This window comes from Baekduia sp. Peel2402, assembly GCF_052567285.1.
The window spans coordinates 4,293,301-4,306,928 of the sequence record NZ_CP199582.1; the positions used below are offsets into that span (position 1 = coordinate 4,293,301).

11 protein-coding genes are annotated in these 13,628 nt (G+C 69.0%); 5 read left to right on the forward strand and 6 right to left on the reverse strand.

Annotated elements, in window-relative coordinates:
- Positions 1-148 precede the first annotated feature (148 nt).
- Entirely contained in the window at positions 149-1,288 is a 1,140-nt protein-coding gene (locus tag ACT01A_RS21025) for a hypothetical protein (RefSeq protein WP_445149054.1), read from the forward strand.
- Between the two features lie 442 nt (positions 1,289-1,730).
- Here the strand turns inward: ACT01A_RS21025 and ACT01A_RS21030 are convergent, their stop codons facing one another.
- Positions 1,731-2,291, reverse strand: coding sequence for a DNA-3-methyladenine glycosylase family protein (locus ACT01A_RS21030; protein ID WP_445149055.1), 561 nt, complete (start codon positions 2,289-2,291; stop codon positions 1,731-1,733).
- A 44-nt stretch (positions 2,292-2,335) separates the two neighbouring features.
- Entirely contained in the window at positions 2,336-3,022 is a 687-nt protein-coding gene (locus ACT01A_RS21035) for a chlorite dismutase family protein (RefSeq protein WP_445149056.1), read from the reverse strand.
- Between the two features lie 75 nt (positions 3,023-3,097).
- On the opposite strand from ACT01A_RS21035, the gene ACT01A_RS21040 reads away from it, so the two are divergent.
- The 4 genes from ACT01A_RS21040 to ACT01A_RS21055 all read left to right on the forward strand — a co-directional run bounded on the left by ACT01A_RS21040 (position 3,098) and on the right by ACT01A_RS21055 (position 9,979).
- The gene (locus tag ACT01A_RS21040; RefSeq protein ID WP_445149057.1) at positions 3,098-5,455 is read left to right on the forward strand and encodes a lysylphosphatidylglycerol synthase domain-containing protein; all 2,358 of its coding nucleotides are present in this window, start codon (positions 3,098-3,100) and stop codon (positions 5,453-5,455) included.
- Complete coding sequence (locus tag ACT01A_RS21045; RefSeq protein ID WP_445149058.1) at positions 5,452-5,751, forward strand: DUF4333 domain-containing protein; 300 nt, start codon at positions 5,452-5,454, stop codon at positions 5,749-5,751. The genes ACT01A_RS21040 and ACT01A_RS21045 overlap by 4 nt, the downstream gene beginning before the upstream one ends.
- A gap of 422 nt (positions 5,752-6,173) precedes the next feature.
- The gene (locus tag ACT01A_RS21050; RefSeq protein ID WP_445149059.1) at positions 6,174-9,302 is read left to right on the forward strand and encodes an HsdM family class I SAM-dependent methyltransferase; all 3,129 of its coding nucleotides are present in this window, start codon (positions 6,174-6,176) and stop codon (positions 9,300-9,302) included.
- Entirely contained in the window at positions 9,299-9,979 is a 681-nt protein-coding gene (locus ACT01A_RS21055) for a hypothetical protein (RefSeq protein WP_445149060.1), read from the forward strand. Before ACT01A_RS21050 ends, ACT01A_RS21055 begins: the two co-directional genes overlap by 4 nt.
- Before the next feature lie 204 nt (positions 9,980-10,183).
- On the opposite strand, the gene ACT01A_RS21060 is transcribed toward ACT01A_RS21055, so the two are convergent.
- The 4 genes from ACT01A_RS21060 to ACT01A_RS21075 all read right to left on the reverse strand — a co-directional run bounded on the left by ACT01A_RS21060 (position 10,184) and on the right by ACT01A_RS21075 (position 13,613).
- Positions 10,184-10,579 (reverse strand): hypothetical protein, encoded by a 396-nt coding sequence (locus ACT01A_RS21060; protein ID WP_445149061.1) that lies wholly within the window; start codon positions 10,577-10,579, stop codon positions 10,184-10,186.
- 104 nt (positions 10,580-10,683) lie between these two features.
- Positions 10,684-11,658 carry a VWA domain-containing protein gene (locus ACT01A_RS21065; RefSeq protein WP_445149062.1) on the reverse strand — a complete coding sequence of 325 codons (975 nt, stop codon included), beginning with the start codon at positions 11,656-11,658 and terminating at the stop codon, positions 10,684-10,686.
- Positions 11,655-12,548 carry a DUF58 domain-containing protein gene (locus tag ACT01A_RS21070; protein WP_445149063.1) on the reverse strand — a complete coding sequence of 298 codons (894 nt, stop codon included), beginning with the start codon at positions 12,546-12,548 and terminating at the stop codon, positions 11,655-11,657. Before ACT01A_RS21070 ends, ACT01A_RS21065 begins: the two co-directional genes overlap by 4 nt.
- A gap of 36 nt (positions 12,549-12,584) precedes the next feature.
- Positions 12,585-13,613 (reverse strand): AAA family ATPase, encoded by a 1,029-nt coding sequence (locus tag ACT01A_RS21075; protein ID WP_445149064.1) that lies wholly within the window; start codon positions 13,611-13,613, stop codon positions 12,585-12,587.
- Positions 13,614-13,628 lie beyond the last annotated feature (15 nt).

Below are 13,628 nucleotides of genomic sequence, written 5' to 3' on the forward strand. Positions count from 1 at the left end.
GGCGGCGACGCTTGTCGTCGTTGTCGCCGGGTGCGGTGGGGGAGACGACGACGCGCGCTCTCCTGAGCGTCCGGCGACGACGCAGCAGGCCTCGCAGACCGCTCCGGCGACCACGGCGGCGCCTGCCCCGACGGAGCCCGAGCCGGTCGTGCTGGCGACCGGGATCACGGAGTCCAACCCGCAGCTGCTGTGGGACCGGGCGGCGCGCCCGGTCGTCGCGCCCGGGTTCGACATCTGGCGCGACCGGCTGTTGGCGCTCAAGCCGCGCTACATCCGCGTGCCGGTCTACTGGTCGCAGCTGCAGCCGGATCCGGCGCAGCCCGCGGATCTCGCACACGCGGCCGACGGCTGCTTGCGCGGCGCGCCGCCGTGCGGCGAGTCGAGCGGGATCTCCGACCAGCTCGCGGCGATCGCCTCGCTACAGAAGGCGGGGCAGGGCGTGCCGGAGGTCGAGCTGGTGGTCGCGGGCGTCCCGGAGTGGGCGGCCAACCCGGCGACCGGATGCGAGCGCTCCGACGCCGCCCCGCGGTCGCGGCCGATCAACGCGCAAGGGCTGACGGCCTACCAGGCGCTGATCGGGCAGGTCCTCACGCTGGCCACGCAGCAGGGCGCGACCGTCAAGTACGTCAGCCCGTGGAACGAGCCCAACCACCCGGCGTTCATCTCGCCGCAGCGGGCAACGTGCTCGAGGGATTCGCCGACGCTCGCGGCCGGCGTCTACGCGACGCTCGTACGCGCGGCCAAGGCCGCGCTCGACGCCGCGCCCGGCGACCAGCAGCTCGTGCTCGGCGAGATGGCCGGGACGACCGGCGCCTCGCCGCGGCGCTCGACCGTCCAGGAGATGGTCGCGGCGCTGCCCGACGACGTGGCGTGCCTGTCACAGACGTGGTCCCAGCACGACTACGCCCAGGTCCACCCGGACGCGCGCAAGCCCGACCCGGTCGCCGAGCTGGAGCGCGCGCTGGACGCCCGCGAATGCACGCGCGGCGCGCATATCTGGATCACGGAGACCGGCGTCGGCGGCGACGACCCGGGCGGCGCGCGACCGACCGGCGACACCGCGCTGCGCGCCCAGTGCCGCGCGCAGGACAAGCTCCTGCGCCGCTGGGCCACCGACCCGCGCGTGGACGCCGCGTTCCAGTACACCTTCCGCGAGGACACCGCCTACCCCGTTGGGCTGGCCGACCCGGGCCTGACGCGCCTGTACCCGACCTACGACCTATGGGCCGCCTGGGGCGCGCGCGATCCGAGTGCGCCGGCGCCGGCGCGGCCGGCGGCGTGCGCTTGACGCTTGCTTGCTTGCTTGCGGCGCTCAGTGCGGGGCGCCGATGGCGCGGCGAAGCGCGGTTCGGGGGCGGCGAGGGAGTGAAGCCGGTTGGCGTGGCGACCGCCGGCCGTCGTCCGCGAGCCGGGTCGCCGGGCTCCGAGGGAGGGTTCGGGCCCGAATGGGTGATCCGGGTCGCCTAGTGCTCCATATATGAGCATTAGGCGACCCGGATCTGGCGGAGCCCGCTCACGGCGCGCTCGATGGCACATGACCCGCGGTATGCGCGGGTTAGGTGCCATCCGTCGATCGTTCGACCCTGGATCGCCCTCCCGGGCCCGGCGCCGCGCCCGCGGACGACGAGCCAACGGCGGCCACGCCAACCCGGCTTCACTCCCTCGCCGCCCCGAACGGCGCCCGCGCTACGCCAGCGCCCCGCGCTGGGCGCCACCCACGCCGGCGACCCCTAAGCCACCGGCGACGTCCGCATCCAGCGCCACAGCAAGGCACAAGCCGTCGAGCGGTACGGACGCCACGGCTCGGCCAGCGCGTAAAGCTCGTCGCGGCTCGGCAGCGCGTCCAGCTTCCACCCGCGCTCGACCGCCCGGCGGATCACGAGGTCGCCGGCGACCAGGACGTCCGGGCGGCCCAGCTCGGTGACCAGCAAGACCTGCGCCGTCCACTCGCCGATGCCCTTCACGCGCGAGAGCTCCGCCACGGCCGCGTCGTCGTCCAGCGCGTCGAGCGCCGCCAGGTCCAGCGTGCCGGTCTCCAGATGCTCGGCCAGCGACTGCAGCGAGCGCACCTTCGCCCAGGACAGCCCCACGGACTTCAAGCCGTCCGGGTCGTCTTCGAGCACCTCGCGCGGCGTCGGCACGCGCCCGCCGAAACGCGCCTCCAACCGTCCCAGGATCGCGCGTGCCGCGCCGACCGAGAGCTGCTGGGAGACGATCGCGTCGATCACCGCGCCGTAGGGATCGCCGGACGGCGTCCAGCCCGGGACGTCGTCGCCGACGTCGTCGAGCATCCCGGCCAGGACCGGGTCGGCGGCGCGCAGGTGCGTGAGGGCGCTCAGACCCCGACGCTCAGCGCCTCGCCGTCAAGCGCGTTCAGCGCGCGCTCGATCGACGTGTTGATGCACGTGAACGACGGCGTGTCGCGCAGCGTCCACGCCGAGGCTTCGGTCGTCCGCAGCCGCTGGACGAGGTCCAGGAACGCGCCCGCGTCGTCGGTGTCGAAGGCGACCACGAACTCCTGGTCGTCCAGGCCGAACGAGTACGTCGTGTGGTTGTCGACCGTCGGGTACTGGCGGCCGACCTCGATGTGCTCCTGCATGATCCGCCAGCGCTCCTTCGGATCCAGGCCGTACCACTGCCGGGTCTTCACGAAGGGGTAGACGAACAGGTACTTGCCCTTGAAGCGCCGCGGGACGGCTCGCTCCTCGTCGCTGTACTCCGACGCCTTGCGCAGGCCCAGGAACGAGTAGGGCTGCTCCGCCCACTTCATCAGCCCGGACTGGGCGAGGACGACGTGGAACTCGTGGATGCGATCGAGGTTCTCGGCCTCCATCACCAACATCATCTCGGCGTCGCCACGGGTCCCGACGAGGCTGAACCCCTGGAGCAGGTGGTCGCTCCCGAAGTCCTCGCAAGCCGCCAGGAACTCCGCCTTATGCGCCGCACGCTCGGACTCCGGAAGCCGCCTCCAAGCAGGATCGAGCTTGAGGAACGTGTACTTCACGAAGTGCCGGTCAGCCATAAGGGCGTCCAGTTTAGTGTGAAGACGGGTTATCCCCCGGGTCATTCCGGGCATGCGGCCGATACGATGGCCCGGATGCGCATCGCGCTCGTTAGCCCCTATTCATGGACGTACCCCGGGGGCGTCACGCGGCACATCGAGGCGCTTAGGCAGGAGCTTTCAGTCCTGGGTCACGATGTGCGGGTCTTGGCGCCCGTCGATCCGCCCGACCGCCGGTCGGTGCGGCGGCATCGCGGTGCCGTTCCCCAGGCGCGCGAGCTGCCCGAGTGGCTGGTCCCGCTCGGGCGCACGATCGGCTTCCCGGCCAACGGCGCGGTCACGAACGCGACCCCGATCTCCGCGACGAACGTGAGCGCGCTGCGCGAGGAGCTGCGCAGCGGCGGCTACGACGTCGTCCACGTCCACGAGCCGGTCACGCCGTGCGTCGGCTGGGACACGCTGATGACCTGCGGCGTCCCGATGGTCGGCACGTTTCACTGCTACGCGACCAGCCGCCTGTCGCACGGGATCGCGATCGGGATGGGCGCGCGGCGGCGGCTGAATCGCCTGAAGGTACGGATCGCGGTGTCCGACGCGGCCAAGTGGACCGGCGAGCGCTTCTACGGCGGCCGTTACCGCGTCGTGCCGAACGGCGTGAACATCGATGAGTCTTTGGAGCCGGCGCCCGCCGCGGCGATCACGCCCGAGCGGCCGCTGCGCGTCGCCTTCGTCGGCCAGGCGGTCGAGCGCAAGGGCCTGCCAATCTTGCTGCGCGCCTTCGAGGCGCTGCGCGAGCACGTGCCGGCCGAGCTGACGATCGTCGGCGCCACCGAGGAGGAGGTCGAGCCGCTGCTGCTCGACGGCCACGAGGGCGTCACGGTGCTCGGCAAGGTCGACGACGCGACCAAGACGCGCGTGCTGCGCGAGGCCGACGTGCTGGCGGCGCCGTCGCTGGGCGGCGAGTCGTTCGGCATGGTGCTGACCGAGGGCTTCGCGGCGGGCACGCCGGTCGTGGCGTCCGACATCGCGGGCTACCGCGACGTGGTGCGCGACGGCGTCGACGGCGTCCTGGTGCCGCGCGGAGATGCCGCCGCCCTGGGCGAGGCGCTGCGCGCGCTGGCGCTGGACCACGAGCGGCGCGCGGCGATGGGTGCCGCGGCGCTCGAGTCGGCTCGGCGCTACGCCTGGCCGGTCGTCGCCGCCGAGGTCGTCAAGGCCTATGAGGACGCGATCGCCGTGGGCGCGCCGTCCGGGTCGGTCGTCCAGCGCGCGGCGGTGCGCGTGGGCGCGCTGCCCTCAGACCTTCAGCCGCGCCGTCCGGCGCGGCGCCTGCCGTCGATCGAGCCGCGCGCCCCGCGTGCGCCCCGCGGCAAGCGCCCGGTGCTGGCGTTCGTGCGTCGGGCCGTGATGGGGCTCGTCGCGGCGATGATCCTGGCGGGCTCGTTCTTCGCGCTGCAGCGGATCGGGCTGGACCGGATCGGCCACTCGCTGCTGCACGCGACGGTCTCTTGGGTGTTGGTGGCCTTGGCCTTGATGTGCGCGTCGATGGCGGTGCGCGCCGTGTCCTGGTCGGCGATCCTGCGGGCGGCGATGCCCGGGCCGCCGCGGCCTCGGCTGAGCGACGCCTTGCAAGGGACCATGATCGGCGTGCTGATGTCGGCCACGCTGCCCGCGCGCCTGGGCGAGCCGGCGCGCGCGATGATCGTCGCGCGCCGCATCGGGCGCCCGCGCGACGGCCTGCCGATCGTGCTCGGGACCATCGTCTCCCAGACCTTGTTGAACATCTTGGCCTTGGTGATCCTCGGCTGCGTGATGTTCCAGTCGGTCCCGGTCTTCAACAACCACCAGAGCGGCCTGATCGCCTTTGCGGCACTGCCGCTGGTGATCCTCGCTGTTGTGCTGGGTGCCCCGGCGCTGCTGCGCAGCGGTGGTCGCGCATCGAGCGCCCGCGTCCGCGGCTGGGCGCGGCAGGCGCGACGAGCGACGGCGCAGGTGCGGACGGGCCTGGAGGTCTTCCGCCACCCGAAGCTCGGCGCGGTCGCGGTGAGCGCGCAGCTCTTCGCGTGGGTCATCCAGTGGATGTCCTGCTACGTCTTGTTGGTGGCTTTCGGCCTGGACGACCGCGCCGGCATTGGCGCCGCGGCCGCGGTGTTGTTCGCGGTGAACGTGTCCGCCGTGCTGCCCGCGACGCCGTCGAACCTGGGCGTCTTCCAGGCCGCCTGCGTCTTCGTATTGCACAAGGGCTACGGCATCAGCGTCGAGGACGCGCTGGGCTACGGCATCATCTTGCAGGCCGTCGAGATCGCGACCGCCTTCGTCATGGGCGCGCCCGCCCTGCTGAAGGAAGGCGTCTCCTGGCGCGACGTCCGCATGCGCGCCATGCACGCGACGCCCGTGGAGTTGGCGCCCTTGCCCCGCCGCGGCGACACCGCCGCCTACGAGGTCGACGGTTGACCCACCGCGCGAGCCGGGCCGCGCTGCTGATGCTGCCCGCCCTCGCGCTCTCCGCCTCGGCCACCGCCTGCGGCGACGCCAAGGTCGACAAGAAGGACCTCGAGTCCAAGATCGCCGAGTACGTCAAGCAGCAGACCGACATCGCCGTCGACGTCGACTGCCCCTCCGGCGCAAGCCCCAAGCAGGGCTCGAAGGTCCACTGCACGACGGTCCTGTCGGGGGCGGTCACGGACCTCTACGTGACCTTCACGCACGACCGGCGGTTCTCGCTGCAGGTGCGGCCGCGCGTGAGCTGACGCGGCGCCGCGCTCGCGCCGCTCTCGGGCACACGCGCCCTCCACTACGCTCGAGGCCACCAGCGCCCGGGCCGCGGTCGGCTCCGTGAGGGGCGTCACCGTCCTGCTACCGATCGTCGTCTAACCGCGAGCGTCATCCGCCGCGGGTGAACACGGACGACGCGTCACACGCTACGGCGAAGCCCGCCGCGACCTTTGGCTGAGAAACGGCCCTGGGCAGGGAATTTCGGTTGGGATGGAAGATTACGGGGCGGTCCGAGCGGTTGTCAGGATCACTATTGCTAGGCCTGGGACATGGTTCCGGACACCGAAGCCTAGTCCGGGCGCACGCCGCTGCTTCACATTGCGGAACGTCTCCGCGGCTGTTCACGACCGACTCGTGGTGTCCGGCCAGACCGTGAGAGTGTTAGGGCTTCGATCCAATGCCTGACTCTGCTTCCAACCAGCTCATCGAGCACGTCTGCCGGGTTCTCGACCTGGATGCCGGTTCGCTGTTCGACGCTACCTCAACGCCAGGCGGGGGACTTGCCCCCGAACAATGGCGGACCCATGGCGACTGGCTTCTCCTCGCGAATCGGATGTGCGCAGAGCGCGTTTTCTTTGTGGGCAGCGATCCCGTCATCGTGTTCACCACAGTCGCCTCAGATGCGACGGAAGCCGAGCTAGTCGCTGCGTATAGAAGCGCGTGGAGCTTGTCGAGGCCGCGGTGTCTTTTTCTCGCCCGAGGCGGAGAGTTGCGCGTGTACGCGCTTACGGCTCCGCCGACAATGGACGACGAAGGAACGACCTGCGTTACGCCCATCGAGATCGTGGAGCGTGCTGCTGATGTACAGACCAAGTTGTCGCGCTTCCAGCGAGACCGCGTCGAAGCAGGCGTTGCGTTCGAGGCAAAGGAGTTCCGCTCAGCTGGGGGCCGAGCGGACCACCGGCTCATCGCCGACGTCACCGCGGCCACCGACGCGCTCAGCGACGCCGGCCTCGATCAGGCAACCGCCCACACACTGATCGAACGCGTCATCCTGGTTCGTTACCTCGAAGACCGAAAGATCATCGTTCGCGATTATCTGGAGGCTGTCGCCGCGAAAGACGCCAGATGGGCGGCGCTGTTGGCGACACCGTCAGCGGTGCCCAACTTCGGAGCCGACAGCACATTCGTCAGATGTCTCGCTGACGCCGACCTGTCGTACGCGGTGTTCGATCAGCTGGCGAAGGACTTCAACGGAGACTTGTTCATCGCTGACAGCTCCGAGAAGGCGCACGTCAAGACCAAACACTTGCTTCTCGTCAAGTCCCTCCTAGAGGGGACGGTTGCGACAGGCCAAAAGCCGTTGTTCTTGTGGGCTTATGACTTCGGCGTCGTGCCGACGAGCCTGATCAGCACGATGTACGAAGTCTTCTACCAGCAAGACGTCGTTAGTAAGCTCACGGGAACGCACTACACGCCGAGTGAGCTTGTCGAGTTCACGCTCGCCCAAACCCTGACGGACTCGGCACTGCGGCAGCAGCCCAAGGTTTGCGACCCCGCATGCGGATCCGGCATCTTCCTTGTGGAAGCGTTTCGAATGATCGTTCGTTTCGAGTCGGCCAAGCTCGAACGACGGCTGACCGCCGATGAACTCCGGGCGATCCTCCTGGATCGAATCGCTGGGATCGATCTCAACGAGGAGGCGGTGCGTCTTGCTGCCTTCAGCCTCTATCTCGCCTACCTCGACTACCAAACCCCTCAAGACATCCGCGAGGCTGGTCCCCTCCCGCGTCTGATCTGTCGAGGAGTTGATGACAAGCGGGTCCTGGTGGTCTCAGATGCCTTCGCACCAACCTTGGACGAGGAATGCGAAACCGACGCTCCGCGTCTGCCATGGCCGAGCGGTGCCTTCGATGTCCTGATCGGCAATCCGCCCTGGACCGAACCAAAGGCCAGCGAGCGAGGGCTTCCAGACGAGTGGGGCAATCGAAACGGGCTAGAAGTCGGTGACCGGAACAGGTCCCAGCTATTCCTGTGGCGTGCGTTGGATTTGCTCAATAGAGATGGCATTGGTGCCATGCTCGTTGCTGCCTCGGCCTTCGTGAACAAGCGGCATACCTCGCGCGCGTTTCGCCAGGCGTGGCTACGTCAAGTCGACGTCTCCCACATCGTCAACTTCGCACAGGTGCGCGGGCTCTTCTTCACGCAAGCCGTCGCTCCGTTCTTTCTCATCTCCTTTAGCCCGCGGTCGGACGCGCGTGGCCAAGTTCCGGTGGTCTACGAGACAGCTGTCCCGTCGCCGGCGTTCAGGCGAACGCGATCCATGGCCTTCGCCCGTCTCGAGCGTCGCGTGGTCCCGCAGGCATCGCTCGAAGCGCATGACCATCTATGGAAGGTCTATGCGTGGGGCAGTCATCGCGATGAGGCGCTCCTTGCCCGTCTCGGGATCGAGAAGCGTCTCAAGGATCTGTTCCCGGCAGCCGGACCTCAGCCAGGCTACGGCTATCAGCGCGGGACCGACGAGCCCAGCGAAACGCTCAAGTCCGTGCCTTCTTTGAAGACCTTCACGCCCTGGGGTCCGCTCGAACCGACCGATTTCGAACCGAAGCCGACAGGAACAAAGCGTCAACCAGACGAGCGGCTCTACGGCGGACAGCGCGTCCTCGTCCGGCGCGGAGTGAGCAAGGCGTTCGGACCGTATGCGCGGCTGGTTGACGAGCCTCTCAGCTTCCGTCATCAGATCTACTGCTTGCCGATGCCAGACGGCGAGCCGTGGAAGGCGCGGGTCGTGACCGGGACCCTGCTGTCCTCCCTTGGGCGGTACTACCAGTTCATGACCTCGAGTGCTTGGGGTTTCTGGTACGACCAGGTCTATCTGAACGAGGTGCTCGACGTTCCCGTACGCATGCGAGGCAACGCACCGGCGACCTCCCGAGTCGTGGCCGCCGTTGACAGGCTTCGAGCGCTACCAGAGAAGCCCACTGATGAACACTTTGCAATGCCAAAGATCGATCCAGCCGCACTGACGGATGCGCTACTCGAACTCGATAGTGCGGTCTTCGATCTGTTCGAGCTTTCCAGCGACGAGCGCGATGTCGTGACGGATTTCTGGACTCGGTTCGCCGAGAAAAACAAGCCATCAGCTCTGGTTGTCTCACCAACGCGCTGGGGCGTCGACCCCCCGGGCGACGATGACGTGATCTCCCGTTATCTGCGCACCTTTCTCGGGCAGTGGAATGGCCTCCTCCGCGACCGCGAAGCAAGACTCGACTGGCGACTCATTCGTGATCCGAATGTGCCGGTCGCTGCTGCTGTTTTTCGCGTCATTCCTAGCGGTCAAGACGACGTTACGACCAAAGTTCAGGACACCGCGGAGCGATGGCGGGACGCACTTCTTCGATACTCCGCGGCTGACGCGCAGCGACAAGGTGACGAACGTCTCTATCGGGAAGGCCTCCTGCGTTCCGTGTCGGATGACGGCATCGTCATCGTCAAGCGTGCCGAGGCACGACTCTGGAGTCGAAGCGCGGCGAGAGAGGACGCCGAGGCAACCGTTCTCCAAGCGATGAGGCTTGGAACTCGTTGAGTAAGTCGCCGTCTCCCGGCCTCAGCAGTCTGGATCTGTGGGGGATCCATGCGGCGCGCTGCATTGCCGTCCTACAGCGAGCGCTCGAACTCATGGCGGCGTCGGATCTTCTTCCGTCTCCGCTCGACGAAGTGACCTTGAATCGCGCCTTGTACTGGCACATCCTGGCAGCACAGCGCGAGCTTGGGGAGAAGGGCCTGGCTCCACTTGCACCCGTTATCCCCGAGGGGCACAACCCGCCGGCCGCCGACGACGTGGAGCGCGGGAGTCGCGAGAACAAGATCCCAGACTTCCAATGGGGATTGACAGACGATCAGGTCGCCGACATTCGACGGTCAGCCAAGCACTTCGTAGTCGAATGCAAGTGCCTGATCGAGCCGCGACGGGCGGACTGGATCTACACGGAGCAGTACGTCATCGCCGGCATCAAGCGATTCGTGTCTGTGGATCATGGCTATGGCATCGACGCGCGAGACGGAGCGATGGTTGGTTACGTCCGCTCCCTTTCTTTTGAGGAACTCCTGTCGAGCGTCGGCGAGCATGTCATGGCCGAAGGGCTCCCGGCGCTCGGAGAAACCAGCCGAGACGAAGAGACCCGCATCGAGCTGGCGCAAGACCTGGATCGTCCTTTCGGTGAATCTCCGATCCGCCTCGCGCACTTCTGGCACCGGGTCTAAGACTCTCCGACGCCTTGCAGTCCATTGCGCGTGTGATCAACGGGAAGGCGCGAGTGCTGGACGGAGAACGGCGGCGTACGCCTACAGCAACTTTGGGCTCGTGAACCTACTGACTGGCGGCCCGGGCTTGGCGTGGCTGGGGCAAGACGCGGCCGAGAAGACGAAGGTGCAGGCGGCGGTTGGCGCCGCCCGCGTTCGCTTCGTCTAGACCTTCGCGAGGAGACGGTTCAGCGTGATCGCGGCTTCGCGGTCGCGGTCGACGACCGTCTGGTCCCAGGTCTCCTGCTGCACGCGGTCGATGTTAGTGTGGCCGAGGTCGTAGCGCCGGCGGTGGAGCTGTTCGATGAAGCCGGCGGTGAACGGGACGTCGACGGTCGCGGGCGGGTCGTCGGGGCGGCGCCAGCCGATCGTGTCGAGGACGGCGAAGGCGTCGCGGTAGATGACCGAGAGCGCGTGCTGCGCTTCCGGGCCGAATTCGAGGATCTCCTCGAAGTAGTAGTGGTTGGCCTCCAGGACCACGAGGGTCTGGTGACGGAGGACGTCGGCCGTGGACGGGTCGACGGAAACCACGCAGGCGCTAATACGCTGCTGGGTGCTCATGGAGTTACTGCTCCTTGGGCCATGCCCCCGGCCGCTCCAACGGCGCGGGGGCGCTTTGTTAAGGATGTTGCTTCAGCGGTTGATGGTACCGCTAGGTCCGGCGTCTACGGCAAGCGCCCCAGCCGCGGCAAGGACAGCAGCCCCGCCGCGATCAGGAGGACGAGGCCCGCGCCCGCGAAGCCCGCGGTGATCTCGCGCTGTTCGTGCTTGGTCGCCAGGCGGGAGCCGAGGGACTCGTAGATGGAGCGGAGCTGGCCAGCGTCGTCGGAGGTGAAGGCGCGGCCGCCGGAGACTCGGGCGATCTCGCGGAGGGTCTCGGGGTCGGGTGGGACGGCGATAGGAGGAGAGAGGGGCGAGATCGGGTTGGGGATCGTCGCGTCCTCGGTGCCCAAGGCCACCGTGTAGACCGGGATGCCGAGGCGCTTGGCGACGCGGGCGACCTCGACGGGGTCGCGGCCGGTGGTGGTCTTGCCGTCGGAGAGCAAGATGATGGCTGAGGCCTTGGACTTGGCCTTGGTGCCGTCGGGTGCGAGCGTGTCGATGGCGACCTGTAGGGCTTCGCCGGTGGCGGTCGCGCCCGAGGCGCTCTGGGACTCGATCGTGGTGCGGATGCGCTCGCGGTCGGTCGTCGGCGCGAGCGTGCCGTCGGGGCCGTCGGAGTAGGCAACCACACCAACTCGGGTCTGCTTGGGCAACTTGTCCAAGAAGGTCTCGGCGGCGGCTTGGGCGGCGCTGAGGCGGTCCGGCTCGACGTCGGTCGCCGACATGGACCCGCTGTGGTCGGTAACCAGGACGACCGATGCGCCCTCGACCGGTACCGCGACCGTCTTCTGCGGCTTGGCCAGCGCCAGCGCCAGCGCGGCGATCGCGGCAAGGGCGAACGCGGCGGGCAGGTACTTGCGCCACGCCGCCTCGGCGCCCGCGGCGATCGCGAGCGACCCGGCCGCCGGGAAGCGAACTGCGTAGGCGGTGCGGCGGCGGCGCGCGGCGTACAGCGCGGCGAGGGCGAGCGGGATCGCCAGCAGCGCCAGCAGGCCGAGCGGCGCGCCGAAGGAGAGGGCGAGCGGCGGGGCGGTCATCGCAACCGCCTTCCGAGCTGGAGCAGCCAGTCTTCCTCCGTTGACAACGACGCGTGGTCGACCCGCAGCCTGCGGAGCTCAGACGCCAGCGTCTCCCGCCGCTCGCGCTCGATCGCCTCGAACTTCGCGCGCACCCGCGGTCGCGACGTGTCGACCTCGACGCGCTTGCCTGTCTCCGGGTCCACGACCGCGATGCGACCTACCGGAGGAATCGACGCTTCGCGCGGGTCGTGGACCTCGACGGCCAACACCGCGTGGCGGGCGCGCAACACGCCCATCGCTCGCGCCCAGTCGTGCTGGTCGCGGAAGTCGGAGATCACGACGACCAACCCCGGCAGCCGCGCCACACGCCCCACGCGGCCCAAAGCGTCGGCCAGCGCGTGAGGGTCGGCCGCGCCATCGATCGCCACGCCCGCGCCCAACGCGCGGCGCAACGCCACTACCCCCGCCTTCGACCCGCGCGGCGGCCGCACGACGGTTCCGCCCGCGCCGAACGTCACCATGCCCACGCGCCCCGCGTGGCGCAACGCCAAACGCCCCAAAGCCAGCGCCACGCCCTCCGACACGTCCCACTTCAACCGCCGCGCCGTCCCGAACGCCATCGACGCGCTCACGTCGACTGCCAGCCACGTCGTCAGCGTCCGCTCCGGCACCTCCAGCCGCACGTGCGGCTCGCCGGTGCGCGCCGTCGCGGCGGCGTCGATGCGCCGGACGTCGTCGCCGAACGCGTAGGGCCGGATCTGCGCCAGCTCGGTCCCCGCGCCGACGCCCGCCGCGCGGCGGTCGCCCGGCAGCGAGCCGGCGACCCGCTGCGTCACGGCGATCGCCAAGGCATCCAACAACGCGTGCGGCATCGGGCCCGGGCCCTGTCGGGCGGCGGGCGGTGCCATGGGGATGCGGGGACCGGACGAGGCCATCAACAACGCCTAAGCGGCCGTCCCCCGTGCGACGCGATGCTGGTAGCGATCCTCCGGCACCGGCACGGCCTCCAGCACACGATCGAGGATCTGGTCCGCCGTCACGCCCTCGCTCAAAGCGTCATAGGACAACACCAATCGGTGCCGCAGCACGTCGGGCGCCAGATCGCGCACGTCGCCCGCGTTCACATAGCCCCGGCCGCGCAGCATCGCCAGAGCACGAGCCGCGTGCACCAGCCCGATCGGCCCGCGCGGCGACGCCCCGAACTCCACCATCCCGGCCAGATCGCCCATCCCGTGCGCCACCGGATGGCGCGTCGCATCGGCCAAGGCCACCGCGTAGGCGATGATGTCGCGGTCGACCATCACCTGGCCGCACAGCGCCGCGTAGCGCTCCAGGTCATGAAGCTCCAACCGCTGCCGGATCTCCGCCGGCCCGCCCAGAGACCGACCCACGACCGCCGCCTCTTCACCCGGCGTCGGGTAGTCGACGATCAACTTCATCAAGAACCGGTCGACCTGCGCCTCGGGCAGCGGATACGTCCCCTCGGACTCGATCGGGTTCTGCGTGGCCAACACCAGGAACGGTCGCGGCACCGGGAACGTCTGGCCGCCGATCGTCACCTGGTGCTCCTGCATGACCTCCAACAACGCGCTCTGCACCTTGGCGGGCGCGCGGTTGATCTCGTCGGCCAGCAGCACGTTGCCGAAGACCGGCCCGAGCTCGGTGTCGAACCTGCCCGTGTCCGGCCGCCAGATCCGCGTGCCGACCAAGTCCGCCGGGACCAAGTCAGGCGTGAACTGCACGCGCCGGAACTGCCCGCCGACGACGTCGGCCAGCGTCCGCACCGTCAGCGTCTTGGCCAGGCCTGGGACGCCCTCCAAAAGCACGTGGCCGCCGGCGAGCAGGCTCACCAGCAACCGCTCCAACATCGCGTCCTGGCCGACGATGACGCGCTTGATCTCGTGCAGCGCCTCGCTCAGCGCGCGCCGCGGATCCTCGTGCACGTCGTGGCCCAGCTCGGTCGTCTCGTCCATGGGTCGTTCCTCGTT